The organism is Rhodococcus sp. T9N (assembly GCF_024436645.1).
Lineage (GTDB): Bacteria > Actinomycetota > Actinomycetes > Mycobacteriales > Mycobacteriaceae > Rhodococcus_F > Rhodococcus_F qingshengii.
Genome location: NZ_JAMSKS010000014.1, coordinates 173,792 through 199,961, shown reverse-complemented (window position 1 = coordinate 199,961; position 26,170 = coordinate 173,792). Strand labels below are relative to the sequence as shown.

Annotated in this window: 24 protein-coding genes and 1 tRNA gene; 16 read left to right on the top strand and 9 right to left on the bottom strand. The window is 62.4% G+C overall.

The annotated features are described in order from the left end of the window. Positions 1 to 1,767 precede the first annotated feature (1,767 nt). From M1L53_RS22350 to M1L53_RS22340, 3 genes are all read right to left on the bottom strand, one after another. Positions 1,768 to 1,857: transfer RNA gene (locus tag M1L53_RS22350), tRNA-Ser, on the bottom strand. Positions 1,858 to 1,908: 51 nt separating this feature from the next. After that, positions 1,909 to 2,334, bottom strand: a complete 426-nt coding sequence (locus M1L53_RS22345; RefSeq protein WP_020968140.1) for a MarR family winged helix-turn-helix transcriptional regulator — start codon at positions 2,332 to 2,334, stop codon at positions 1,909 to 1,911. Between the two features lie 128 nt (positions 2,335 to 2,462). Then, complete coding sequence (locus M1L53_RS22340) at positions 2,463 to 3,701, bottom strand: lactate 2-monooxygenase (protein WP_054188648.1); 1,239 nt, start codon at positions 3,699 to 3,701, stop codon at positions 2,463 to 2,465. Here M1L53_RS22340 and M1L53_RS22335 point away from each other — a divergent pair. Next, positions 3,700 to 4,689, top strand: a complete 990-nt coding sequence (locus tag M1L53_RS22335) for an NAD(P)H-quinone oxidoreductase (RefSeq protein WP_007731765.1) — start codon at positions 3,700 to 3,702, stop codon at positions 4,687 to 4,689. The genes M1L53_RS22340 and M1L53_RS22335 overlap by 2 nt on opposite strands. Positions 4,690 to 4,704: 15 nt before the next feature. On the opposite strand, the gene M1L53_RS22330 is transcribed toward M1L53_RS22335, so the two are convergent. Further along, positions 4,705 to 5,907 carry a cysteine desulfurase-like protein gene (locus M1L53_RS22330; RefSeq protein ID WP_007731767.1) on the bottom strand — a complete coding sequence of 401 codons (1,203 nt, stop codon included), beginning with the start codon at positions 5,905 to 5,907 and terminating at the stop codon, positions 4,705 to 4,707. 132 nt (positions 5,908 to 6,039) lie between these two features. On the opposite strand from M1L53_RS22330, the gene M1L53_RS22325 reads away from it, so the two are divergent. The 6 genes from M1L53_RS22325 (at position 6,040) to M1L53_RS22300 (ending at position 11,374) form a co-directional block, all read left to right on the top strand. Next, entirely contained in the window at positions 6,040 to 6,609 is a 570-nt protein-coding gene (locus M1L53_RS22325; protein ID WP_003943894.1) for a bacterial proteasome activator family protein, read from the top strand. A 64-nt stretch (positions 6,610 to 6,673) separates the two neighbouring features. Continuing rightward, positions 6,674 to 7,546: an ABC transporter permease gene (locus M1L53_RS22320; RefSeq protein ID WP_029254233.1), complete on the top strand. Its 873-nt coding sequence runs from the start codon at positions 6,674 to 6,676 to the stop codon at positions 7,544 to 7,546. A gap of 9 nt (positions 7,547 to 7,555) precedes the next feature. After that, a complete protein-coding gene (locus M1L53_RS22315; RefSeq protein WP_007731776.1) occupies positions 7,556 to 8,362 on the top strand; it encodes an ABC transporter ATP-binding protein in 807 nt (268 codons plus the stop codon). Next, positions 8,359 to 9,255, top strand: a complete 897-nt coding sequence (locus M1L53_RS22310) for a glycosyltransferase (RefSeq protein ID WP_054188649.1) — start codon at positions 8,359 to 8,361, stop codon at positions 9,253 to 9,255. Before M1L53_RS22315 ends, M1L53_RS22310 begins: the two co-directional genes overlap by 4 nt. A 174-nt stretch (positions 9,256 to 9,429) precedes the next feature. Next, the gene (gene rsgA / locus M1L53_RS22305; protein WP_054188736.1) at positions 9,430 to 10,500 is read left to right on the top strand and encodes a ribosome small subunit-dependent GTPase A; all 1,071 of its coding nucleotides are present in this window, start codon (positions 9,430 to 9,432) and stop codon (positions 10,498 to 10,500) included. A 46-nt stretch (positions 10,501 to 10,546) separates the two neighbouring features. Then, positions 10,547 to 11,374: a TylF/MycF/NovP-related O-methyltransferase gene (locus M1L53_RS22300; protein WP_116057446.1), complete on the top strand. Its 828-nt coding sequence runs from the start codon at positions 10,547 to 10,549 to the stop codon at positions 11,372 to 11,374. 3 nt (positions 11,375 to 11,377) lie between these two features. Here the strand turns inward: M1L53_RS22300 and M1L53_RS22295 are convergent, their stop codons facing one another. Continuing rightward, positions 11,378 to 13,231, bottom strand: coding sequence for a glycosyltransferase (locus M1L53_RS22295; protein ID WP_054188650.1), 1,854 nt, complete (start codon positions 13,229 to 13,231; stop codon positions 11,378 to 11,380). A 135-nt stretch (positions 13,232 to 13,366) separates the two neighbouring features. Between M1L53_RS22295 and M1L53_RS22290 the strand changes: the two genes are divergently transcribed. Beyond that, the gene (locus M1L53_RS22290) at positions 13,367 to 15,586 is read left to right on the top strand and encodes a hypothetical protein (protein ID WP_054188737.1); all 2,220 of its coding nucleotides are present in this window, start codon (positions 13,367 to 13,369) and stop codon (positions 15,584 to 15,586) included. On the opposite strand, the gene M1L53_RS22285 is transcribed toward M1L53_RS22290, so the two are convergent. Continuing rightward, a complete protein-coding gene (locus tag M1L53_RS22285; protein ID WP_081557214.1) occupies positions 15,541 to 16,221 on the bottom strand; it encodes a bifunctional 2-polyprenyl-6-hydroxyphenol methylase/3-demethylubiquinol 3-O-methyltransferase UbiG in 681 nt (226 codons plus the stop codon). The genes M1L53_RS22290 and M1L53_RS22285 overlap by 46 nt on opposite strands. A gap of 108 nt (positions 16,222 to 16,329) precedes the next feature. Between M1L53_RS22285 and M1L53_RS22280 the strand changes: the two genes are divergently transcribed. After that, positions 16,330 to 17,358 carry a glycosyltransferase gene (locus M1L53_RS22280; RefSeq protein ID WP_223257872.1) on the top strand — a complete coding sequence of 343 codons (1,029 nt, stop codon included), beginning with the start codon at positions 16,330 to 16,332 and terminating at the stop codon, positions 17,356 to 17,358. Between the two features lie 2 nt (positions 17,359 to 17,360). Continuing rightward, the gene (locus tag M1L53_RS22275; protein ID WP_020905795.1) at positions 17,361 to 18,287 is read left to right on the top strand and encodes an NAD(P)-dependent oxidoreductase; all 927 of its coding nucleotides are present in this window, start codon (positions 17,361 to 17,363) and stop codon (positions 18,285 to 18,287) included. Here the strand turns inward: M1L53_RS22275 and rfbB are convergent. Then, the gene (gene rfbB, locus M1L53_RS22270) at positions 18,284 to 19,291 is read right to left on the bottom strand and encodes a dTDP-glucose 4,6-dehydratase (RefSeq protein WP_261949270.1); all 1,008 of its coding nucleotides are present in this window, start codon (positions 19,289 to 19,291) and stop codon (positions 18,284 to 18,286) included. The genes M1L53_RS22275 and rfbB overlap by 4 nt on opposite strands. A 107-nt stretch (positions 19,292 to 19,398) precedes the next feature. Here rfbB and rfbA point away from each other — a divergent pair, with 107 nt between their 5' ends. The 6 genes from rfbA (at position 19,399) to M1L53_RS22240 (ending at position 24,240) form a co-directional block, all read left to right on the top strand. Further along, positions 19,399 to 20,274: a glucose-1-phosphate thymidylyltransferase RfbA gene (gene rfbA / locus M1L53_RS22265; protein ID WP_020905793.1), complete on the top strand. Its 876-nt coding sequence runs from the start codon at positions 19,399 to 19,401 to the stop codon at positions 20,272 to 20,274. Position 20,275: 1 nt separating this feature from the next. After that, positions 20,276 to 20,887: a dTDP-4-dehydrorhamnose 3,5-epimerase family protein gene (locus tag M1L53_RS22260; RefSeq protein WP_223257871.1), complete on the top strand. Its 612-nt coding sequence runs from the start codon at positions 20,276 to 20,278 to the stop codon at positions 20,885 to 20,887. Beyond that, positions 20,887 to 21,357, top strand: a complete 471-nt coding sequence (locus tag M1L53_RS22255) for a GtrA family protein (RefSeq protein ID WP_020905791.1) — start codon at positions 20,887 to 20,889, stop codon at positions 21,355 to 21,357. Before M1L53_RS22260 ends, M1L53_RS22255 begins: the two co-directional genes overlap by 1 nt. Then, the gene (locus tag M1L53_RS22250; protein ID WP_050655616.1) at positions 21,354 to 22,184 is read left to right on the top strand and encodes a glycosyltransferase; all 831 of its coding nucleotides are present in this window, start codon (positions 21,354 to 21,356) and stop codon (positions 22,182 to 22,184) included. Before M1L53_RS22255 ends, M1L53_RS22250 begins: the two co-directional genes overlap by 4 nt. Positions 22,185 to 22,253: 69 nt before the next feature. Beyond that, positions 22,254 to 23,345, top strand: a complete 1,092-nt coding sequence (locus tag M1L53_RS22245) for a S1C family serine protease (RefSeq protein ID WP_003943984.1) — start codon at positions 22,254 to 22,256, stop codon at positions 23,343 to 23,345. 34 nt (positions 23,346 to 23,379) lie between these two features. Further along, positions 23,380 to 24,240, top strand: a complete 861-nt coding sequence (locus M1L53_RS22240) for a RimK family alpha-L-glutamate ligase (RefSeq protein WP_054188652.1) — start codon at positions 23,380 to 23,382, stop codon at positions 24,238 to 24,240. Here M1L53_RS22240 and M1L53_RS22235 read toward each other — a convergent pair. Then, entirely contained in the window at positions 24,226 to 25,197 is a 972-nt protein-coding gene (locus tag M1L53_RS22235) for an alpha/beta hydrolase (RefSeq protein WP_054188653.1), read from the bottom strand. The genes M1L53_RS22240 and M1L53_RS22235 overlap by 15 nt on opposite strands. A gap of 19 nt (positions 25,198 to 25,216) precedes the next feature. Continuing rightward, on the bottom strand, positions 25,217 to 26,125 hold the full coding sequence (locus M1L53_RS22230) for a PIN domain-containing protein (RefSeq protein WP_054188654.1): 909 nt from the start codon (positions 26,123 to 26,125) through the stop codon (positions 25,217 to 25,219). Positions 26,126 to 26,170: the final 45 nt, after the last annotated feature.

Genomic DNA, 26,170 nt, shown 5'->3' with positions numbered 1-26,170 from the left:
TCGAAGGCGAAGACGTCTGAACCGTCAGCCTGCGAATCCTAGTCTGCTACCACATCACAATAAGCAACTGCTGGCCAGTGTCACTTGACATGACACTGGTCGCGCAAGTGAGTCAAAGCCTGCCTTGATTAGTCGCCCCTGGACCGAGAAAAGAGACTACGGAAGCAAGTCCAAGAATTCTTGAATAACTTCTCGCACCTCCGACTCATTTTTGCTCGAATTCGAAGGATCATCCTGGTTAATTGCATTCATTATTTCAATTTGACCCCAGGCCCCCCTCAGGGTTTCGGAATCTGATGCACGCTCCGATTCGCGTTCTCTGACGTACCTCTCGAATATTTCAACTAGCGCATGCAAGGATATTTTTCCGTCACAATAATCGCGATTAACCTGCTCAGCTTCCAGGCGGTAAATTGATTGATCCGTCATGTTTTTCACTTTCCCGATAAATTGCCAAATGAGGCGGTCACAACTCTGCCCGTTTCATTGATGATAACTGATAGGTTGTTTATCGAATCATAGATCACGGTCGTGTTTCCTCTGCTCGGGGTCGCCACCCCTTCACGAATGGCCTGTTCAACCAGGGATGGGAGTATGCCGCGCTCTTGCATTCGGTCGAACGCATGCCCCGTATATTCACGACCGTTGACTATTCCAGGACGATTGGTTCCGGGCTTTACATTTATTTCGCGATCTCCGCGCCCACCCACAGGTGTCGAGGCCGGTCTGTCTCCGACGGGAATAGTCGGATCGCTAGGGGCTCTATTCCCGGCCTCACCGTCGGTGGCGGCTGCCCTGCGACCTGCGGCTTCGGCGTCTGCGGCGGTTCCGCCGCGCCGCAGAACAGCCTCCACCGCTTCTTGCACGGCAGCTCCGCCGACTCTGCCTCCTGTGCCTACGATCGGAATGAGGGAGACGATATTTGCTGCTGCGGCAGCGATCTCAGCCGGGGAATGCTCGGGTGAAGGTTGTGCTCGTTGACCGCGATTGAACCCGAACGGATCGACGGCGGCATCGTGCACGGGGACTACTAGGAAATTTCGCCACGCATCCCCGAGCGTTCCGACACTATCGACTGTTGTGTCGACCGCGCTTTCCCCGACACCCCACGCGCTGTCCCACACTTTTTGCGGGAACGATCGATCGTCGGGCGCGTTCGGATCTGGCGGGATCGGCACATTGCCGGTGAACCCGGCAGGCACGTCCCCGTGAGCTTCGGCAAGCTGGTTCGCAGCTTGTTGACGTGGACTGACAGTGGGTTTGGGGCCCCGGCTGGTCACCAAACTTGGACCATCCGCCCATTGGTGACAGTCGAGCAAACGTGCAAACAAGGCACGATCCGGAGCATTTCAGCAGATTGAATGCAACGTGGTCTCTGGCGATATGGCCACGCAAACTTATTGAACGGTCAACAGTTAATTGGTGGCGCGCAGCTCATTCGGACACCAAGCGCAAGGAGGCCGCGTAAACCACGAGCCCATCTAGCCAAGGAGGGAATCGAATTGACCACCAGCCGCACGATGCGATCACCTGGAACTCTCGTCGCCGAGCGCCGCAATGGCTGATCGTTCACCACAGCACAACGAGAACCGGCAGATTGCCGCAACATCGGACGTAGCACCGAAGTGGCGAAGCCATTGCTTCACCCGGCGACCCCAGGGCGGCAAAGATTGCTACACATCCGACTCCTCGACGCTCCTGCGCTTCGTAGGGCACGAAAAACCCAGCCCACGCTTTCGCGCGGGCTGGGTTTGAACAACGAACATTTGGCGGAAGCGGAGGGATTTGAACCCCCGGTGGGTTTAACGCCACGCTCGCTTTCAAGGCGAGTGCATTCGGCCGCTCTGCCACGCTTCCGTGGGCGATCCTATCGGGTGTTCCCACGGACCGCGAAAACGGCTCCAGAAGTCAGCGCTCGCCGATGGCTTTGTCGACCTTCTCGAAGACGTCTGCCAGCACGTCCAGTTCCTGGGGAGTCAGCAGATCGACCAGATTGTTCCGCACCCCGGCCACGTGAGTAGGCGCTGCCTCGGCGAGGCGACGCCTACCCTCTTCCGTGATCCGCGCGAGCACGCCGCGACCATCTTCGACGCAGGTGTCTCGCACGACGATGCCCTGAGATTCCATCCGCCTGATCTGGTGCGTGAGGCGACTCCGCGAAGACAGCACGCCGTCTGCCAGGTCACTCATCCGCAACGACCCGTCAGCTGACTCCGAGAGCATGACCAAAATGCGGTAATCGGCCAACGACAGGTCGTGTGAATCCTGCAGTTCGCGGTTGAGCACCTCCATGAGGCGCTGATTACCGTCCATGTAGCCGCGCCATGCACGCATCTCGCATGGCGTCAGCCACGGTGTCTCACCGTGCGCCGCCTGCGATGTCTCCTCGGTTGTCGCTTCAGCTGTCACAGGTTCCAAGTTTAGACCTGTGTCCGCCCGTCACAGTAAGACTCACCCTAAAGTCACGAATTGGACATCAGGATCGAACGATCGATTTCGGCGACCGATGCCAGCCCCGCCAGTCCCATGGTGAGATCCAGGTCGGCCAAGAGACTCCGGAGCGCATGACGCACTCCGTCCGCTCCGGCCAATCCCAACCCGTACACCCACGGCCGCCCGTACAGCACTGCATCGGCACCCAAGGCCAGAGCCTTGATTACGTCTGCACCACAACGAATTCCGGAGTCCATCAGGATGTCCACCTCATCCCCCACCGCATCAGCGACGGGACCGAGAGCATCGAGTGCCGAAATCGACCCGTCGACCTGACGCCCACCATGGTTGCTCACGACGATGCCGTTGGCGCCGGCCGCGACGGCCTCACGTGCGTCGTCGGGATGGACAATTCCCTTCACTGCGATCGGAAGTGTCGTCCACTGGCGAAGTTTCGCGATATCCGCGATCCGCACCGCATGGTTACCGAACAACGACACCCACGTGAGAACCGCGATCTGCAGCGCTTCTGCGCTCTCCTCGGGCGGCGTCGCCAGTTTGGCGCGGAACACCGGATCCGACAGATAGTTGGCAATACCCTTCGCCTGCAGGAACGGAAGGTGGCCGAGCTCGAGATCCCTTGGACGCCAACCCATACCGGGAGTGTCGGCAGTCAGGACGATAGCCTTCGCGCCCGCCGTCTCCGCTCGACGGACAAACGACTCGGCAAGCTCGTCGTCGGCCGGCCAGTACAGCTGGTACCACCAGTTATCGCCCGAGGCCGCCGCTACGTCTTCGATGGTCGAGGATGCCGCCGTCGAGAGAATCGATCCGATCCCCAACTCGGCAGTGACCGAACCGACCGCAACCTCGGCGTCGTCGTGGACCAAGCCGAGCACGCCCACCGGAGCCGTCAGGATCGGTGCAGCCAACCGCGTCCCCAACACCTCGACGCTCAGATCACGCGCGTCGGGCGCCGCAGTCCCCCGCAACATCCGCGGCACGATCGCATGCTTGTCGAACGCCCGCAGATTCGACTCCGCGGTTCGTTCGGTCGACGCGCTACCGGCGATGTACCCGAAAGCCTCCGGTGAGAGTTGCTCGCGCGCGGCATCTTCCAAGCCTGCCGCAGTCATCGGCAAAGCCGGCTTCGCGCCGCTCAGTCCCGTCAGATAGATCTCGTTCTGCATGTTCCCGAAGTAAGTCACGTCCGCGACGGTAGCGGCAAAACACCCGTCAGCGGGGAGATTCGCTAGCGTCGTATCCATGTACGCCATAACGATCGATCAGCCCGGCGGTCCCGAGGTCATGAAATGGGCGCAACAGCCCGATCCTGAACTACCTCGCGGGCACGTACTCGTCGAGGTCGCCGCGACCGCAGTCAACCGCGCCGACCTGCTCCAACGTCAAGGCTTCTACCCGCCGCCGCCCGGCGCGAGTGACATTCTCGGCCTCGAATGCTCGGGTGTGATCACCGAACTCGGCGAAGACGTCACCGGTTGGTCCGTCGGCGACGAAGTCTGCGCACTGCTGGCCGGCGGCGGTTACGCCGAGAAGGTCGCGGTCCCGGCAACACAACTTCTCCCGGTTCCCGCGGGCGTCGATCTCCGTGTCGCAGCGTCTCTGCCGGAAGTTGCGTGCACGGTGTGGTCCAACGTCGTGATGCGCGGCGGTCTCCGACGCGGACAGGTCCTCCTCGTCCATGGCGGTGGCGGCGGAATCGGCACCCACGCCATCCAGGTCGGCAAAGCCCTCGGCGCCCGCGTCGCAGTTACCGCGGGTTCGGAGGACAAATTGAACCGCTGCCGCGAATTGGGCGCGGATATTCTCATCAACTACCGCGACAGCGACTTCGTAGCATCACTCGCCGAAGCCACCGACAACCACGGCGCCGACGTGGTTCTGGACAACATGGGAGCGTCGTACCTCGGGCGCAACGTCGACGCACTCGCCATGGACGGCCACGTCGTGATCATCGGAATGCAGGGTGGCCGCAAGGGCGAAGTCGACATCGCCAAGCTGATGGGAAAGCGCGGAAACATCACGTCGACGGGCCTGCGTGGGCGTCCGCTCACCGGCCCCGGCGGTAAAGCGGACATCGTCGCCGACGTCCGCGCGAAGTTGTGGCCGTTGATCGCAGACGGATCGGTTCAACCGATCGTGTCGACCGAACTTCCGATCACCGAGGCGCCATTAGCCCATCAGTTGCTGGATTCGCCGGAAACCGTAGGCAAGGTCATCCTCACCGTGAAGTGAGCCGAGCGGGATCGATCAGCCCAGGGCGCCGAGTTCGGCGACCAGCTGATTGATCTCGTACCGCGTCGTGTACGGCGCAAGGCCGACGGTGACCGCGCCGCCTTCGTCGTTGACACCGAGGGCGTCGAGCAGCCTGGAACCACCATGCGTACCGCTGACCGTCGCGATGCGCTTGTCGGCCAGGTGCGCCGCGACCTTGTCTGCCGCCATCCCCTCGAGTGTGAAACTGAGCGTCGGCACCCGCGTGGGTGCGCCGCCGATCACCATCACGTTGGGCAGGGCTGCGAGAGAACGCATGAGGTGATCGAACAGACCGTCCTGGTAGTCCTGCAGCGAGCTGATCGAGGTTTCGAGGCGCTCACGCCTGGTTCCCGTTGCCGATTCGTCCAAGCCCGCCAGGAAATCGATCGACGACGTGAGACCGGACAGCAGCGCGAACTGATGACCGCCCACCTCGAGTCGCTCGGCGCCACGCGCGTACGGGTTGAGCGACACGGCCGGAATTCGGTCGAGCAGTCCGGGATCGCGGAAGACGAGTGCGCCCACCTGCGGACCGCCCCACGACGGCGCGCTGACGGCAACGATGTCCGCCCCGAGATCAGCCATGTCCACATGCGCATATGGCGCTGCACCGACGGCGTCGACCACCATCAGTCCGCCGAATTCGTGCAGACGATCAGCTGCGGCGCGGACGTTCGGAGCCGAACCGACGACCGGTGATGCGGCCGTCAAGGCCACCAATCGAGTGGTCGAGGTGATGAGATCGTTGAACTGCCAACTCGGGAGCTCACACGTTTCGATTTCGACCTCTGCCCATCGCACCTGAGCGCCGTAGCGACTGGCCACACGAAGCCAGGGCGCGACGTTCGCCTCTTCGTCGAGGCGCGAGAGTACGAGACCGGTTCCGAGGCCCAACCGCGAACTGAGCGACTCGGCGAGCCAAGCCAACAACACCGCTCGGTCTGATCCGAGAACGACTCCCGCAGGATCTCCGCCGACCAGATCGGCGACCGCGGTGCGCGCACTCTCGAGAATGGCAGCACTACGACGGTTCGAGACGTGGCGACCGGAGGAAGAAGATGCAGAGGCACGGAACGCGGTGGAGACCGTCCGCGAGACGGCGTCCGGGATCTGCATTCCGGCCTGCGGATCGAGGTGGATCCAGCCGTCACCGAGTGAGGGAATCAACCCCCGTACGCGGGCAACGTCGTAAGCCATGCTCGACACTCTAGGTGCAGACGCCCGCTTAGTCGAAGGCAGTCACCCAATTACCCGTCAGTACAGTTATTCGATAGCTAACTTTTTGGGGGTTACGCGGCGTTTGTCGCCCACACACGACAAGATGGAAGCATGACGAACCCCGACAAAGAGCAGGTACTCGTTATCGGACCCGACGGTCGACCCGTCGCAATGCCGGCGGCCGAGGCAGAGGCCTCCACATCCGGCACCACCGAAGGCGCGGAATCCGAAGCCGAGTCCGTCGCCGAGATGGTCGAGCAGCCGGCCAAGGTCATGCGAATCGGCACGATGATCAAACAACTCTTGGAAGAAGTGCGCGCCGCGCCGCTCGACGACGCCAGCCGCAAGCGCCTCAAGGACATCCACACCTCGTCCATCCGAGAACTGGAACAAGGCCTGGCACCCGAACTCCGTGAAGAACTCGAGCGACTGAGCCTCCCGTTCACCGACGACTCCATTCCCTCCGACGCCGAACTGCGAATCGCGCAGGCCCAACTCGTCGGCTGGCTCGAAGGACTGTTCCACGGAATTCAAACCGCACTGTTCGCGCAGCAGATGGCAGCGCGCGCCCAGCTCGAACAAATGCGGCAGGGCGCACTGCCTCCCGGCATGAGCATCGGGGCTCCGCATTCGCCTGCCCATCCGGACCAACAGAGCCCGGGAACCGGCCAGTATCTGTAACCCGGACCACCACGAAGTCCGCGGGAAAACCGGCTCCGACGCCAGGCCGGTAGGCTCGACCTCCGTGTCAGCATCCGCAATCGAATCCGAGACGCCGGACGCACCCGCGCCCGTGTCCGACTCCCAGACGTTCCGTCGTGCGTTCAAAGACCTTCGCGACGGTCTGAATCAGCGTGAGTTGTGGCTCAGCCTCGGCTGGCAGGACATCAAACAGCGCTACCGCCGGTCGGTGATCGGTCCGTTCTGGATCACGATCGCCACCGGCGTGCAGGCCGGCGCGATGGGTCTTCTGTACTCCGCGTTGCTGAACATTCCGCTCAAGGAGTTCCTGCCGTACGTCACGGTCGGCCTGATCGTGTGGAACCTGATCAGTGCAGGCATCCTCGAAGGCTCCGAGGTCTTCATCGCCAACGAGGGCCTGATCAAGCAGTTGCCGTCGGCGTTGAGCGTGCACGTATATCGCCTGGTTTGGCGTCAGGTGCTGTTCTTCGCGCACAACTTCGCGATCTACATAGTTCTGCTGTTCGCGTTCAGCATCTGGCAGAACATGAGCTGGACTGCGCTGGCGGCGATACCGGCATTCCTGCTGATCGTGGCGAACACGCTGTGGGTCTCGATCGTCTTCGGCATCTTCTCCACCCGATACCGCGACATCGCCCCCATCCTGGGCAGCATGACGCTCCTGCTGTTCGTGCTGACGCCGATCATGTGGACAACTCAGGCCCTCAAGGACCAGGGCGGGCAAGCCAGCGAGCGAGTCCGGCTTGCCGAGCTCAACCCCCTGTACCACTACCTCGAGATCATCCGAGCACCACTCATCGGGGCCGACCAGCAGGCATACCACTGGTACATCGTCATCGCCTTCACCGTCGTCGGCTGGGCCGTCGCGATTCTGGCACTCCGCAAGTACCGGGCACGCGTGCCCTACTGGGTCTAGAGGAAACACATGAGTCAGCCAGTCAGCATCCACACGCAGAACGCGTGCGTCGACTTCCCGATCTTCGACGCGAAATCCCGCTCGCTCAAGAAGGCCTTCCTCGGCAAGGCCGGAGGATCCATCGGCCGCAACGACTCCGATGTCGTCGTCGTCGAAGCGCTCCGCGACATCACGATGACGCTCAAGGAAGGCGACCGCATCGGGCTCGTCGGCCACAACGGCGCCGGCAAATCCACCCTGCTGCGCCTGCTCTCCGGAATCTACGAACCGACCCGGGGATCCGCCAGCATTCGCGGACGCGTCGCACCCGTCTTCGACCTCGGTGTCGGCATGGACCCGGAAATCTCCGGGTACGAGAACATCATCATCCGCGGCCTGTTCCTTGGTCAGACCCGCAAGCAGATGCTCGCGAAGATGGACGAGATCGCCGAATTCACCGAACTCGGTGAATACCTCTCCATGCCGCTGCGTACCTACTCCACCGGTATGCGCGTTCGCGTTGCCATGGGCGTCGTGACCAGTATCGATCCTGAGATCTTGCTTCTCGACGAGGGCATCGGTGCCGTCGACGCGGAATTCATGAAGAAGGCCCGCATCCGGCTGCAGAAGCTGGTGGAACGCTCCGGCATCCTGGTATTCGCCAGCCACTCCAACGAATTCCTCGCTCAGCTGTGCAACAGTGCGATGTGGATCGACCACGGCCAGATCCGCATGCAAGGCGACATCGAAGACGTCGTGCGCGCCTACGAAGGTGACGACGCCGCCGAACATGTGCGCCACGTGATCAAGGAAATGGAACGGGAGAACACCCCGTGAGCGCACCCGAGAAAATCATCGGGGTCGTCGTCACTCACAAGCGTCGTGAACTGCTGGCTGAATCCTTGAAGGTTCTCAGCACCCAGTCGCGTCCGCTCGATCATCTGGTTGTCGTCGACAATGCCGACGAAGCCGATGTGAAAGAGCTCGTCGACAACGCTCCACTGCCGACCAGTTACATCGGTTCTCAGCACAACCTCGGCGGTGCCGGAGGATTTGCTCTTGGCATTCTCTACGCGCTTTCACTCGGCGCCGACCGCGTCTGGCTCGCCGACGACGACGGCCGCCCGGACGGCCCCGAAGTCCTGGAAACACTGCTCGACTGTGCAATTCGGAACGACCTGGCCGAGGTCTCCCCCGTCGTCTGCGACATCGACGACCCCGACCGCCTTGCTTTCCCACTGCGGCGCGGCACGTCGTGGCGCCGGTTGCGTTCCGAGCTCGGCGACGAGGATCTCCTGCCAGGCATCGCGTCTCTCTTCAACGGCGCACTGTTCACAGCCGACGCGATCGATGCCGTCGGAGTTCCGGATCTACGCCTGTTCGTCCGCGGCGACGAGGTCGAGGTACACCGTCGCCTCGTCCGCTCCGGCCTGAAGTTCGGTACCTGCCTGCAAACTGCTTACGTCCACCCCAACGGCGCGGACGAGTTCAAGCCGATCCTCGGCGGTCGCATGCACACGCAGTACCCCGACAACGACACGAAGCGCTACTTCACGTACCGCAACCGTGGATACATCCTCTCCCAGCCGGGAATGCGGAAACTGCTTCCGCAGGAATGGGTTCGGTTCGGCTGGTACTTCCTGATCACACGCCGCGATCCGGCCGGACTGCGCGAGTGGATGCGATTGCGCAAGCTCGGCCGGGAAGAGAAGTTCGAACGTCCGAGTTAAGTCGGCCGCCCCGAGTTAATTCAGTTGCACAGTCGCGTCTGCGGCTGAGACGATTCTGATCCGACGCATGGTGCGTCCTGAGATTTTCGAGGAGTGAGTATTGATGACTGTCGTGTTCCGCAGTTTCAGCGCCGTCAAAATTCACACTTCTTCGCACTCGAGGACACACTCACCATGTCGGAAAACAGCACGCCCCTGACCGAATACGGTTGGAACGCAACACTCTCGAACACATTCACTGACCTGGCCCCACCGGACTCCGCACCCGGGCGCATTCTTCGCGTCGACCGCGGCCGATGCGACGTGGCCGTCGCCGAAGGCACAGTTCGCGCACTCAGCGGCAGCGATCCACTCTGTACGGGTGACTGGGTCGCCGTGGCCGAGTTACGGGACTCACGCGAACCCGAGATGCACACGGTCACTTCGATACTCCCCCGATCAAGCAGCATCGTTCGATCCTCGGCATCCGGAAAATCGGAAGGCCAGATTCTGGCGGCCAATGTCGACACCGTCGTCATCGCCACGGCTTCGGACGGCGACGTCGATCTCGGGCGCATCGAGCGACTACTCGCACTCGCCTGGGAAAGTGGTGCAACCCCTGTCGTCGCACTCACCAAATCGGATGCAGCTCACTATATCTCCGACACTCTCGCCGAGGTCACTGCCATTGCGCCCGGCGCAACAGTGCTGGCCGTCAGTGCCGAGACCAACGAAGGAATGGATGTACTCGATGCAGTTCTGGACGGCACCGTGGCGATACTCGGTCCATCAGGCGCCGGTAAGTCGACGCTCGCGAACGCCCTCCTCGCGGACACCACAGGTGCCGATCGACTCGAGACCGGTCGCGTTCGGACCGGCGACGGAAAGGGACGCCACACCACCGTCACGAGAGAACTGATCCCCTTCTCCGGCGGCCGGACGTTGATCGACACACCCGGCCTGCGAGGGGTCGGCATGTGGAACGCGGCGGAGGGGATCGACAAGACGTTCCCCGAGATCGAGGAGCTGATTGCAGAGTGCCGGTTCTCCGATTGCGCACACAACTCCGAGCCGGGATGCGCAGTCCTGAGCGCACTCGGGCGCGGCGATATCGACGAACGGAGACTTGCGAGCTACCGGAAACTACAGCGAGAGAATGCATGGAACGCCGCGCGAAGCGATGCTCGTCTGCAGGCAGAGAGGACGCGGGAGATCAAGGTGATCTCCCGACAACTCAAGAGTCACTACCGCGGTCGGGACCGGTAGCGAACAAAGCCTGGCAGCATGGGAGTGATCCCGACGAGAGGTTGCCATGTTCGAGCAGTTCCGTTCCAGCGCCAGAACCAAGCTTCAGCGTGCGGTATCCGAGGTGGTCGAGGCCGCCGACCGGCGCAACGCAGATCGCACGCAACAGATCCTCGATGCGCTGACGCTCTCACGTGACGAACTGGCCGGGGCCCGCGGTGACATCGCGGGCCTCCGGTCCAGGATCGACGAACTGGAATTTCGTCAGCGACGGGATCTGGCCTACGCCGTGGACCTGCAAGCGACGGCATCGACCGCAGAGTTCATCCTCGAACACCTTCGCGTCGCCGAGACGTTCGGCCACCCACACGACACGCTTCGCCATGCACTGGGATTGATCGAAATACCCGGCATGGCACTCGAATTCGGCGTTGCCAGCGGAACCACACTCAGGATCATCGCGGAGGCATTCACCGAACGCGAGGGAACCGTCGCGGGTTTCGACGTGTTCTCCGGCCTTCCGGAAACCTGGCGGACCGGGTTCCCGGTTGGTGAGTTCGCTCAGGAATCAGTCCCCGAAGTACCTGGAGCGCAACTTGTTCCGGGCCTCTTCGAGGACACCCTGCCCTCGTTCCTGAACGACGAACCCGGCCCCGTTGCGTTCCTGCACCTCGACGCCGATCTCTACTCGTCCACCAAGACGGTGCTCGATATCCTCGGCGACCGACTGGTACCCGGGTCGATCGTCGTCTTCGACGAGTTCTTCAACTATCCCGGGTGGCAGCTGCACGAGTACCGGGCGTGGACGGAGTTCGTCACACGCACCGGCATCTCGTTCGAATACCTCGGGTACACCGTGGACAACGAGCAGGTCATCGTCGAGATCACCAGCTGAGAATCACTTCTCGTACAGACGTGCCCAGTTCTCTCGACTCGTGAGTTCGGGCATCGCAGCACGGTACTTCGTCGAAACGGCAGGTGCTTCCTTCTGGAATCGACGCAGTAGCTTGACCGTTCGGACAAGGAGAGCGCGCGCCGTGGCCTTGTCTCGCTGCCGGATACGTACCCCCGACTGCGAAGCATCGGTGACGACTACATGGTCGAACTGCGAGATGTGCCACCAGTGCGCATCCTCGCGCGGAATATTGACCAAACCGCCACGGGTGCGCCCCAGCCACTGATTCAACCCACGTTTGGCCAGAATCACTCGCATCAGGCTCGGCTCACCACCGGCACGCTCGGTGTGGAGTTCGTTCGAGGCGATCGGGGCGGTAGCCGCATCGTGTTTGATCGTCTCGGCATACTGCGCTCGGCCGGCACGGACGCTTGCCATGGCCTCGATGCCGCCGTCCCGCAACGCTTCCGGACCGTCGAGATAGTCCTCGATGCCCTTCAACGTCGTGAAGGCAAGGCCGTATTGCATTCCGACGAGGAATTCGGAGATCTGGCGGAAGAACTGACGTGAAAGTCCCTTGGTGTCGAGATCGCTGTGCAAAGACCCGACGACGAGGGAGTTACGCGTACTGAAGTAGCGGGCCCAGTCGTCGAAGTCCTTCCAATAGAAATCGGCATGCCACACAGCGGCGTTGGGCAACGTGACAGTGACAAACCCTGCTTTCCGGGCCCTGATTCCGTACTCCACGTCATCCCACTGAAAGAAGATCGGAACGGGCAACCCGATGGCTTCGACAACTTCGGCGGGGATCAGGCACGTCCACCAGGCGTTGTATCCCGCATCGACTCGACGCTCTTGACGCTTCTTGAGCATGCTCGTGTTGATGAGAGCCTTGGGCACTCGTTGCCCGTGATGGAGAGTCTTCAGATCTACGTCTTCGGCACCGACATTGAGGAAATCGGGATTGAGCAGATACATCATCTGCGCACCCACCAATGTCGGTTTCACCGTCATATTCGCAAAAGCGTTGAGGCGCAACACTGTTTCTGGTTCACAGAGAATATCGTCGTCCATCAGGATGACGTCGGCGAGATCTGCCCCCTCGGATGTAGCCTCGAAAAGCCCACGTGAAAAACCGCCCGCTCCGCCGAGATTCGGCTGCTGCAGATATTTCAGCTTCTCACCGAGCTTGTCTGCCGCCTCGACGAAGCGCGCCCGATCTTTCACCAGGTCGTTGCCCTGGTCGACGACGTACACGGAGCTGACGAGGTCACGCACGGTGGCATCGGAAGCGAGTGCAGCAACTGTCTCGGCACAATCGTCGGCCCGATTGAAGGTGCAGATCGCCACCGAGACCGGGCGCACCGTCTCCGGAGCCGCCACGGTCCATTCCAAGTGGTCGATCGTCATCGGAGCGTCGAGAGAATCCACCTCGAGCCAGAGGGCGCCGCCGTCGACGAACTTGTCCAACGGTGAGGTCAACGCGACCTGCGAGGACCCCAATCCGTCGCGGGTCTCGAGAATACGGCGATGCCCGGCGATATCCGAAGCAACCATCCGGACGCGGAACCGACCCTCGCTCTCGATCCGCAGCGAAGCCTCGACCTCAGTGACAGTCGTCCACCGCTGCCAGTAGCTGGCAGCGAAACGCCCGAAATAGGTGTTGGTGCTGATACGTGTGCCCTTGTCCAGAGCGACTCGGTGCCGGGTCCGCTCACCGGAGCCCTTCCGGAACTCGACGTACAGGTCGTCGTTGACTATCGGCGACATTCCGACGAACACGCCGCGCTGGACCACCAAACGGCGAGCCATGACCTGCCCGTTCTCCGGCACCCCCACCTTTACCTGCTCGGGCATATGACTCCTACGTGAATCTTGAAAAGGCTGTACCTGTCACTCGCAGGGTATCCGAGGTGGAATTACCCCCGAAACTCGAAAACACAGCCTCGGCTACTGTCTCTGGTGCATCCACCCGTGCGACCTGGAGATCCCTTGACACTCGAACTACCCGCTCCCACCCGTCGGGAACGCTGGAGCTGGGGCGCTGTGATCCCAGCAGTCGTGTGCCTCGCATTCTTCGCGATCGTCACGGTGGACCCTCGCTACTTCTATGTCGACGACACCGAATCCGGTGCGGTCGGCAACTGGGTTCAGCTGGGCCATCTGATGCGAGAGGGACAATTCCCCTCGCTGGTTCTGGATCAGTGGATGGCAGGAAACTATCCGGTCGAGGGTCAGGGTGGGCTGTGGAACCCGGTCCAGATCTTCATCAACTACATCGCACCGTCCGTCGACAATCTCGCTTTGCTGGCCACGCTGGTGAAGTTGGCATTCGCGATCATCCTCGGATGGGGCGTCTATCGAGTCTGCCTCGAATACGGCGCGCGCCCCTACTGGGCGGCCGTCGCCGGAAGCGCAGTGCCCTTTGCCGGGTTCACTCTGTACTTCGAGTACCCGTCGTGGGTTACGTCGGTGATCGGAATGGCCTGGGTGGTGCAGGCGTGGGCCAGCGGAATTCGCTATGCCCGCGGCCGGTCGGGGCCGATACCCGTCTTCGTCTTCCTCTATCTCGCGATCAGCGTCGGATACGTCCATGCGGCATTGATGGCCGGAGTGACCGTCGGGGCACTGATGGTGGGCGAATACGTCCGCAGTCCGCAGTGGCGGACAACAGTGAAGCTCGGACTGGTCGGCGTCTCGGCCGCAGCCTGCGGCGCGATCACCTTTCTTCCCGGTCTGCTCTCCTCGGCCGTCACATGGCGCACCGGCGAAGAAGGTACGTTCAACGACAATTTCCTGACGGCACCGTGGTCGGAAACACTGACGGCGAGTATTCCGTCGTCCGTCTCGAGTATCGAGTCCTGGACGGGCGAAACCACCTACGCACCGATCACCTACATCGCCTGGTTCGCGATACCGGCACTGGCATTCATCGGCTGGCGGAAAGCACAGGGTTCGCTGCGAGAGTTGGTGACCCCGCTGCTGCTGTTGGCCTTCATTCTGCTGTTCACCGCGGGCCCCAGCGACATCGGCCAGATTCGGTGGCCGGCACGACTACTTCCCTTCGTCGCGGTGTTCTCCCTGGTACTACTCGGTGTGCTGCTGAGCCGATTCGGGACTTTGGACAAACTGCGATCACGCGTCATCGCTGCATCGTTGATCGTGTTCGTCTTGATGATTCGCGCCAGTTCTTCGGGTCCGCAGTACTTCATCCGGCATCTCACCTGGGCTGTCGTGATCATTGCCGTCGGAGCACTCGCCATCTACCTCGGTCGTAGATACGGCGCCCCGGCGATCGCAGGTCTACTGATTCTCACCATCGCTCCGGTGACTCTGTATCAAGTGATCGCGTATCCCCAGGCGCTGAACAAGTGGTACCTGCCGACCAGCCAATCCGAAGCCAAGGCGAACTTTCCGGATTTCCCGGGCACGACCCTTCAGCTCGGCAATCGCGCGCTGATCCGAATCGACGCCGAAACAACCGAACTCCCGTGGACTTCGCAGGTGTACGGAAACTACGCCAAGGTGCTCGATCTCGACTACGTCAACGCGTACACCCCTGTCGGCCACGCCGACTTCGCTTCGCTGCTGTGTATGGGATTCGACGGGTCGACGTGCGACGACGCCTACCGAAACGTGTTCAGGCCGGATGAATACACCGGTCGAACCAGCGCAGACCTGATGCTGCTCGACCGCGTCGTCCTTCAGCGCAAGCAGTACCCGGGCGCTGACAACGAACCCGCCCCACCCGGGTGGCACTGGGCAGAAGTGCCCGAGGTCGCCCAGGACCAGATCTACGTCCTCGAACGCGACGCCGGCCCGATCTCCGGTCAACCGGGCCGTGTGTCGGCAACTGTCAATGCCGACGCACAGTCCGAGTACATGAGCGTCAAGAACGAGCGTGTACGAGTCAGCTCACCGGGCGGTGGCAGCGTGGTCTTCGCACGGTTGGCATGGCCGGGCTACACCGCGACCCTCGACGGCGAACCCATCCCGACCAAGGGCCTCGGCGGAACGTACCTCTACGTCGATCTGCCGCCTGGCACCGACAACGCCGAACTGGTGATCAACTTCCGTTCCCCAGGACAAAGGATCGGCTATGTCGGTATGGGCTTCGGACTCGTTATCCTTGCCGGCCTCTCCGTGATCTACTACCGCGACAGGCGTCAGAGCCGGGACGGGACCTCCGCGATCACCACAGACTCGTTGTAGATGAACGGCTTTCCCATCCACCGCGGAAACGGGAACGACAGCGAGCGCCTGACTACAAGACCATTGTCCGCACAGATCTTTTCGAGGTCGACGCCGTCGAGGAAGACGGTATGCGTGGGATCGCTGGCGAAGCCACGTTCCTGAGGGCAGATCAGCATGACGGTCGCACCCGGTTCCAGGAATGGAAGGTACTCGGCGACGATGCCGGAAGCTTCTCCCGCCGGCAGGTGCTCGAGGAGATGCGCCATCAGCATTCCGTCGAAGGTTCGCTGATCGCTTTCGGAGTGAAATTCCGCCGAAGAGTACGCCTCGAACCCGACCGATCGACAGAACTCCACCGAATGTTCATTGTGGTCCACCCCGACACTGCCAGGGGGAAGATTTCGCAGATTTCGGCCGATCCCGCAGCCGACGTCGAGCACCTTCCGGCCGCCGAGGAAACGTCGGATATTCCATTGATACGGCGCTTGCACGTTCAGAATGCGCTTCCATTTGGCGCCTTGAAGCTCACGCAACCGAGCCGTGTACTCGGTGTCGGTGGTATCACCGCTACCCGTATCGGCTCTCCCCGGAAGGCCTGTGTTCTCGCGATTGTTCTCGCGTCGATCGTTGGTGTGATCTTCGAACTCGGCCACTGGAGACTCACTTTCGTCGAGTGATCCGGATCATAACTTCACGATTCGCCGACATGTACGCCCCCACGCCGAGAAGCCGACCCCCGGCGACGTATACACTCCCCGCCTGTGAAGACCGATGGCACACCCGAGTCGGTGCAACCGCACCGAATTTCCGTCGTCGTGCCGGTTTACCAGGGCGAACACACTCTCAATGCACTCATCGACGAGATACTTCCCCTGACGAAAACCCAGACCACTCCCGGCGGGCGGCCGTTGGTCGTCGAAGAAGTCCTTCTCGTCTTCGACCACGGTCCGGACGGATCAGCTGCGGTCATCCGTGAACTCGCGAGACAACATGACTTCATCCGACCCATTTGGCTCTCGCGCAACTTCGGCCAACATCCGGCAACACTGGCGGGAATGGCGTCGAGTGGTGGCGAATGGGTTGTCACCATGGATGAAGACGGCCAGCACGACCCTGCCGACATCGGTGGACTCCTCGACACTGCACTGGATCAACAGGCCACCCTCGTCTACGCGCAGCCCGTGAACGCGGCACCCCACGGTGCGCTACGCAACGCGGCGTCGAAGTCGTCGAAATGGCTGACCACCAAAATTCTCTCGTCCGAGAACTCCGTGAAGTATCAGAGTTTCCGACTGGTCCTCGGAGAGGTCGGACGGTCGGTCGCCGCATACGCCGGATCCGAGGCGTACCTCGACGTGGCTCTGGGCTGGATCGCGGGAGAGGTCACCACCAGCCCGGTTCAACTGCGTGAGGAACGCGGACGCGCATCCGGATATCACCTCAGAAGCTTGCTGTCGCATTTCTGGCGAATGGTTCTCTCCAGCGGCACCAAGGGCCTGCGAATGGTCAGCTTGATCGGCTTCCTGTTCGCTGTCGGCGGTCTCGTCATCGTCCTCTACGTGTTGGCGTCGTACGTGTTCTTCGACGCCGGCGTCGAGGTACGAGGATGGGCGTCGACGATGATCGTGATGCTGTTCGGTTTCGGGGCAGTGCTCTTCTCGTTGGGTGTGATCGCCGAATACATCGGTGTCGCAGTCAAGACGGCAATGGGAAAGCCGCCGTACCTCATCGTCAGCGACCCCGCGTCAGGCCCGTTGGGGCGCCGGAACGCCACCGAGCCACCCGCGTAACGATGAATGTCCCCACGTGGGTAGTCGGCAGCGGCGGCCTCCTCGGCAGCTCCGTGGCCCGCGAACTCGAGCGCCGTGGGGCCGACATCCGCACCAGCCGCGTCCCGTGGGGGGAACCCGCTCTGGCCAGAGAAATCCTGTTCGCCGATGCCAGGAAACTGGTTACTGACGCCGCCGGCGGCCCGTGGCGAATGGCGTGGTGCGCCGGTGCAGGTGTGAACGGTACGAGCAGTGACGAATTCGCTCGCGAGAACCAACTCATGAAGGACGTTCTCGACGAGCTGGGGACGGCGGACGCAGGCGTCGGGACCGTCTTCCACGCTTCGTCTGCCGGCGGCGTCTACGCCGGAGCTCCCGGAGCACCGCACACCGAAACAAGCGCGACCAATCCACTGGCCGACTACGGGCGAGCAAAGCTCGATGCCGAATCCATTGTTCGCGAATTCGGCTCCAGAAGCGGAACCCGCACTGTCATAGGAAGATTCGCAAATCTCTACGGCCCGGGTCAGAATCTGGCGAAACCCCAAGGCCTGATTTCGCACCTCTGCCGAGGCTATCTGCTGTCGATGCCCATTTCGATCTACGTTCCCATGGACACGCTTCGGGACTACGTCTACGTCTCCGACGCGGCCGAAATGGTGGTCGACAGCTTCACCCGAGCGGAAGCGTCGCAGGAACCGACGGTCACCAAGATCTACGCGTCCGGACGCAGCGTCACCATCGGGGCGATCCTCGGCGCGTGCCACACCGTCTTCAGAAAACGCCCCAACGTTGTGCTCGCCAGTTCTCCACTCGCTTCGGCGCAAGCCCGAGACCTACGGCTGCGATCGATCGTGTGGACCGATCTGGACCAGCGCACACATCGCCCGTTGCCTGCCGGGATAGCGTCGACCCTCGACTCCATCCGCCGCAATCTGGCTGCACGCTAGGAAGTGGTCTTCTCGCCGGCTGCCACGTATGCCTGCTCGGTCGCGTCCTTCTGCGGACGCCACCACTGTTCGTTGTCGCGGTACCAGTCGATCGTCGCTTCCAGACCACTGCGGAAGTCCTCGTAGCGCGGGGACCAGCCAAGTTCTTTCCGGAGCAGACTCGAGTCGATCGCGTACCTCACGTCGTGCCCCGGGCGGTCGGTGACAAAATCGAACTCGTCGGCGCCACGGCCCAATATCTGCAGAATCGACTCCATGACAGTTCGGTTGTTCATCTCACCATCAGCGCCGATCAAGTAGGTCTGACCGATCCGGCCACCGTCGATGATCGCCCAGACCGCGCTGTTGTGGTCGTCGACATGAATCCAGTCACGGACGTTCAAACCGTCGCCGTACAACTTGGGACGCAATCCGGCGAGAACATTGGTGATCTGCCGTGGGATGAACTTCTCGACATGTTGATAAGGGCCGTAATTGTTCGAGCAGTTCGACAGGGTGGCCCGGACGCCGAACGAACGGGTCCACGCGCGCACCAACATGTCGCTCGATGCCTTCGTCGACGAGTAGGGGCTCGACGGGTTGTACGCGGTCGACTCCGTGAAACGGTCCGGATCGCCCAGTTCGAGGTCTCCGTACACCTCGTCGGTGGAAATGTGGTGATACCTGACGCCGTGCTTGCGCACAGCCTGCAGGAGCGTGAAGGTTCCCACGATGTTGGTCTGCACGAACGGCCACGGATCAGCGAGCGAATTGTCGTTGTGCGACTCGGCAGCAAAATGAACGACCACGTCGGCAGCGCCCACCAGTTGGTCGACGAGAACTGCGTCGGTGATGTCGCCGTGAACAAACGTGATGCGGTCGGCTATCGAATCGAGCGAAGACTTGTTGCCCGCGTAGGTCAGCGCATCGAGCACCGTGACCTCGGAGTCGGGGCGCTCTGCCACCGTCTGATGCACGAAATTGGCGCCGATGAAGCCTGCACCGCCAGTCACGAGAACTCTCACGTTTGCGCCTCCACGATCACCGAATCGAACCGATCTATCTACCGGCCACGCACGATACCGTGCGCCCGAGATTTGTTTCTCCAGCGAACACTGGAACACTTCGAGGCATGCGCGGAATCATTCTGGCGGGCGGCACGGGGTCGAGGTTGCACCCCATCACGCTCGGCGTGAGCAAACAGCTGGTCCCCGTCTACGACAAACCGATGATCTATTACCCACTCAGCACCCTGATGCTGGCCGGGATTCGCGACATCATGATCATCACCACAGAAGACGACGCACCGCAGTTCCAGCGGTTGCTCGGCGACGGCTCGCAGTTCGGCGTCGACCTGACCTACCAGATCCAGCACGAGCCGAATGGTCTCGCACAAGCCTTCGTACTCGGAGCCGGCCACATCGGTTCGGAATCCGCGGCCCTGGTCCTCGGCGACAACATCTTCTACGGCCCAGGTCTGGGCAGTAAGCTCACGCGTTTCGAGAACATCGACGGTGGCGCCGTATTCGCGTACTGGGTTTCGGACCCCACGGCTTACGGAGTCATCGAGTTCGACCGCGAAGGCAAAGCCGTCTCGCTCGAGGAGAAGCCGGCGAACCCGCGCTCCAACTATTCGGTGCCTGGCCTCTATTTCTACGACAACGACGTTGTCGCCATCGCCAAGGACCTCGAACCATCGGCACGCGGCGAATACGAGATCACCGACGTCAACCGTGCGTACCTCGAAGCTGGCCGCCTCCAGGTCGAAGTACTTCCTCGCGGCACCGCGTGGCTCGACACCGGAACTTTCGATTCGCTTCTCGACGCATCGAACTACGTGCGCACGATCGAGGAGCGTCAGGGACTCAAGATCGGCGCGCCCGAAGAAGTTGCGTGGCGGCACGGATTCATCACCGACGACGAGCTACGCATTCGTGCTGAGAAGCTCCTCAAATCCGGATACGGAAAATACCTTCTCGAACTTCTCGACCGCGGCAAGGACTGGTGACATGGCAGATACTCACGTGATGAGCCAGTATCGCGAACTGAAAGTGCCAGGGGCCTGGGAATTCACACCCAAACAGTTCGGCGACGACCGTGGAGTCTTCCTCGAATGGTTCCGTGAACCCGGATTCTCCGAGATCACCGGCCGCACCCTCGACCTTCAGCAGGCCAATTGCTCGGTCTCGGCTGCCGGCGTCCTACGAGGCATCCATTTTGCCGACGTCCCTCCCGGACAGGCCAAGTACGTTACGTGTGTCAAAGGCGCGATACTCGACATCGCCGTCGACCTCCGCGTGGGATCGCCGACCTTCGGCCAGTGGGATTCGGTCCTTCTCGACGACGTCGACCGCAGAGCGATCTTTCTGTCCGAAGGGCTTGGGCATGCCTTCCTGTCCCTCGAGGACAACTCGACCGTGGTTTACCTGTGCTCGACGGGATACGCCCCCGAGCGTGAGCACGAAGTTCACCCCCTCGATCCCGACATAGCGATCGACTGGCCCACCGTGGGTCGCAGCGGTGAGCCCCTGAACATCACGCTCTCCGCGAAGGACACAGCGGCACCGTCGCTTCAAGATGCCGTGTCGGCAGGGCTGCTGCCCACGTTCGGCGAAGGCTGATGGCTTCACCGGATTCGACTGCAACACCCCCCGCCGGAATGACCGGCAGGCCGGGTCCGTTGATGCGCGTCGTCAAGAATCAGGCCCTTGCCTTTCTGCTCGTCGGTGGCGTCAACACGGCGCTCGGAACCGCCTGGTTCATTGCCTGGCAGATCGCGCTCGGCGATCAATTCGGCTACCACTTCGCGATCGTTGCCGGGTACGTCTGCAACCTGCTGTGCGCTTTTGCGATGTACCGCTACCTGGTCTTCGAAGTTCGCGGCCACTTCCTCCGTGACTTCTGGCGATTCGTCGTCGTCAATTTCGGCGCCTTCGTGATCAACCTCGCGCTGATGACCGTCGCGGTCTCGGTCCTGCACTTTCCTCCCATCCCGTCACAACTCGTCATCACTGCGGTAACCGCAACAGCAAGCTTCTTCGGTTACCGCGATTTCTCGTTCAGTCGAAACAAGAGAACAGGCAACTCATGACTCCGCGTGTTTCCGTCGTCGTCCCGGCTTACAACAATGCCGACTACATTGCCGAGACGATCGACTCGATCCTGAATCAGAGCTACCAGGACTTCGAACTGATCATCTCGGATCATTCGTCGACCGACGACACCGTCAAGGTCCTGGCGCGATACGCCGACGATCCGCGGATCGAGATCCTGTCGACCGAGGCCGGCGGCGGAGCGAAGCGAAACTGGGACCGGGTCAGCGAAGCTGCGAACGGAGAGCTCCTGAAACTGGTGTGCGGTGACGACACCATCTACCCCGAGTGCCTGGCGGAACAGGTCGCGGCTTTCGACGAGCACCCCTCGGTGGTACTCGTGGCCTCGCAACGCAAACTGGTCGATGCAAACGGAAAGACCATCCTCTCCGCGCGCGGACTTGCAGGGCTGAAGGGACTGGTCACCGGGCGCGACGCGGCCCGAAAGACGGTAACGGCGGGAGCGAACATCTTCGGCGAGCCCGGATGTGTACTCATGAAGCGATCCGCCTTGAAGGCCATCGGATGGTGGGACGACACCAACCCGTACGTCATCGACGAAGCCACGTACACCGCCGTCGCACTCCAAGGGGACGTCTATGCGATCGCCAAACCCCTCGCGTCCTTCCGCGTCAACGCCGGACAGTGGAGTGTGCGTCTGGCCAAGGATCAGGCACGCCAGGCAGCGGCATTCCACAAAGATCTCCGGGAATCGGATCCGACTCTCGTCTCCGCAATGGACGTCCGAATCGGCGACGCACGCGCACTCGCCACTTCGTTCATGCGTCGCGGCGTCTACATGCTGTTGCGCCATCGCATGTCTTGATCTTTGCCGGTTGGGTAATCTTCACCTTTCACGACTCGATGGCATGACACCGGCGGGACGGACGGCTGGATGACCAAACGTGCGAGCAGACGCGGCCTGTGGACGGCCGTCGTTCTCGCAGCCGGCCTCGGTGGTCTCGCGCTGGTCGCACCGCCCCTGACTCCGGGAACGATCGAGTCCGCACCGGTCACCGTCATCACGACCACCCCACCCGCGCCGGTTGTTCCGCTCACCCCGGAGGAGCTCTCGGCCCGGGTGGTCCCCACCATCGTCACCATCACGGCGCCGGCCGGATTCACCACCACTGCTGGGACCGGGATCGTGCTCTCCCCTGACGGAGTGGTGCTCACGAATCACCACGTCATCAGCGGAGCTTCGGACGTCACTGCCGTCAGCATGTCCAACGGACTGATCTACGACGCCGAGATCCTCGGGTACGACAGCGTCAGCGACCTTGCTGTCCTTCGACTCGCGGGCGCTGACGATCTGCCGGTGGCTGTGGTCGGCAAATCAGCAGAAGCCGCTCGCGGGGACTCCGTCACCGCAATCGGAAATGCGGAAGGCGGCGGAGTACCCGTCCCTGCTCCCGGCGTCATCACCAACCTCGGTGTCACCGTCAACACCCGCAACGTGTCCGACGGATCGCGAAACCAGTTGAAGGGCCTCATCGAGGTGGACGCGGACATCCGGCCTGGCGATTCCGGTGGTCCCCTGGTCAACGCCGTTGGCGAGCTGATCGGCGTCAGCAGCGCGGGCAACGCCGTCACCGACCGCACCGAAACCTCACCGGCGCCTCAGTCCTACGCGATACCGATCGACACCGCACTACCGATCGTCGAGCAGGTACTCGGCGGCCGCTCCTCCGAGACCGTGCGTGTGGGACCGACACCCGTACTCGGTGTCGCGGTGAAGGATCACGCGGACATGCCGGCCGGCGCCGAAGTTGTTGCCGTGAGCTTCGATTCGCCGGCCGAGCGGGTGGGGCTGACCAAAGGTGCGGTCATCACCGAGTTCGGTGGCAGCCGGATCGCGTCGTCCGCTGATCTCAACGCGGCGATGAGCTCGCGCCGCCCCGGCGACACCGTCGCGGTGACGTGGGTGGACGCAACCGGGCAACCCGGGACCGGTTCGCTGGTCCTCGACGAGGGGCCACCTCGCTAGTCTTAGAAGGCGCCAGCCGTGAAAGCATCGTGGCATGACCACGGTTCTCCTGCTCACCTGTGACGGCGCCGCCCGCGAGGCGGATGTCGAAAGCAAACTCGTCATGGAAGCTCTCACCTCCTACGGCATCGCGTCGACGATGGCGCCGTGGTCGAGCCCGTCCCTCCTCGATATCGACGCCGACCTGGTTCTGATCCGGTCGACCTGGGACTACACCCAGCGCCTCGACGAATTTCTCGCCGTTCTCGATCAGCTGACCGCTCCGATCGCCAATCCACTCTCGATCGTGAAGTGGAACGCACACAAGGGATACCTCACCGAACTTGCCGCGGCCGGCGTCCCCATCGTCCCCACCGCTGTGATCGCTGCCGGAAAGAGCGAAACACTCACCCTCCCTTCGTTCGAGGGTGCCGACGTCATCGTCAAGCCGGCAGTGTCCGCCGGCGCTGTCGGAGTGGGAAAGTTTGCCGCCGGGTCCGAGCAGGCCCACGCTCACCTCAGCTCGATCCTCGACGGCGGTAACGACGCGTTGGTCCAGCCATTCGTCTCGGACGTCGTCGACGGTGAGCGCTCGATCATCCACATCGGCGGACGCTACTCACACGCTGTCCGGAAGATCCCGGCCGCCCACGACTTCCGCGTGCAGGAATTTCACGGCGGAACCAACCACCTCCACGAACCGTCCGCCGCCGAACTCGCGGTGGCCGACGCAGCACTGGCCGCGACCCCATGCGGCCCCGGCGAATTGCTTTATGCGCGTGTGGACGTCGTGGGTCCGGTGGATCAGCCACTGCTCATGGAAGTGGAACTGATCGAGCCCGAACTCTTTCTGCCATTCGCCCCTGGATCTGCCGACGCCCTCGCACGGGCAGTTGTCGCGTCACTGCGCACGTGACGCCTGGGGCGGGACCGCATCCAGCCTGGTGCGAATGAACCTGGCAACGTCACGTAGCGCTGCCCGACTCTCCGGCAAGCCAGGCCAGACGGCGGGAAACGCGTGAACCTGGCCGTTCCAGATCTGCAGCGAGCACGGCACCCCCGCGGCGGCGAGCCGTTGCGCCATCACCTCCGAATCGACTCTGAGCACCTCGGATTCGGCGGCGATCAGCAACGACGGCGGCAGAGCGGCCAGATCGCCGTCGACGGGTGAGTTCGTCTGTCCGCCAAGCTTTCCGATCGCCATCAATGCCGACACCGGGGCGATCACGTCGCGTCGAGCGTTGGCGTGGACTGATTTGGTGGTGCAATCGAGATCGAGGAGAGGTGAGAGCCCGACAAGACCGGCCGGAACCTCGAGCCCCGCGGAAACAGCTGCAAGTGCCGTCGCGAAAACCAGGAAGCCTCCGGCCGAATCGCCAACGAAGACAACCTTTTCCGGCAAGGCTCCCTGTTCGAGGAGCCGCCGGTATGCATCGAGACAGTCGTCGACGGACCCGCTGATGCTCGTGCTCGGCAACTGTCGATATGCGATGTGCAGGACCGGAAGGCCGGTTCGCTTGGCGATGCTTGCAACGACCGGCCGATGCGTGTTGAGCCCGCAGCACATGAACCCGCCGCCGTGCAGGTAGAGAACAACACCGTCGCGCAGATCAGCCGTCGAGCCTGCCGTCCGCACGAGTTCACCGTCGAAACCTGGAAAGCGAATCGCTTCCCGATCGATCCCGGACGGAATGCGTACACCCGCGGCCGAGTCCAGCACTGCGGCGCGGCGCATGGCGCCAGGCGTCAGCGGCGCGATCCCGACCACGGGCCGAAGCATCCATCGACACGCGTTGTAGAGGACCTGCGATTCGATACTCGGCCTGCCGTATCGAGTTCCGGTCCTTCGACTGACTGTCGGCAACAGAGACATCTGTCCAGATTAGAAGCGATCAGGCACCGAAGAGGTCGACTTCGTCGAGATCGTCGACGATCGTGACCTTTCGTTTCCGCCCGCCGATGACCTTGCCCAGACCGCGCAGTCCGCCGGACTGAGCTTTCGGGGCGGGTTCGATGCGCTGCGGCGCAACTCTCGTCCGCGCTGCGCGCTGAACAGGCTTGGGGGCGGGGGCTGCTGCTGGTGCCGCGGGTTCGGGAACCTCGGCTGGAACCACCGCTTCCGGCTCCACGAAGCCCTGAGCAACCGGGGCCTCGGGCGCGACCTCAGCGGCTTCCTCGACCTCCGCCACCTGCTCCACCTGCACCGGTCCGTCGATCACCGGGATGTCCGACGCCCAGCGGACCCGATACTCGAGGCCGCGCGACGCCAGTTCACGTGCGAGATCGCCATGCCAGACCCCGTCTTCGCCGTCGCCGTATGCCCGTGCGTCGGAACTGACCCAGATCACGTCGACGCCCGGGTTCCGGTCGGCGAGATCGAGCACGGTCAGCCAGTTCAGCGTCGCCGGATATCCGTCTCGCTTCTTCTTGTCGGTATAGGGCCGACGCAGCGAGATCGCCCTCTCGGCCACCTCGAGATGCGACACGTCGACTGGATCGACCACTTCGACGCCGATCGCCACGAGGTCTTCGATCACGTCGTCGACGTAGCCGTCGGCCTTGTCGTGAGCAGCGTCGACGAACCTCGTGAGGTCGCGCCGCAACCCCAGTCGGTCGTACATGCGCGCCTGGACGCTCAGGGCCGCGATCATCTCCGCCGATTCCTCGCGGTAGCGGCTCGCAACCTCGAGGACGACCAATCGGGGCACGACGACGCGGTGTCCGAGTGCGCGAGCGTCGGCGACGGCGGTGTCGAACCGTGCACCCCTGGTCAGGGCCGAAGAATCGAGAACGATGATCATGGGCTCGATTCTCTCTCGAGAAACCGGACGAATGCGCTAATCCAC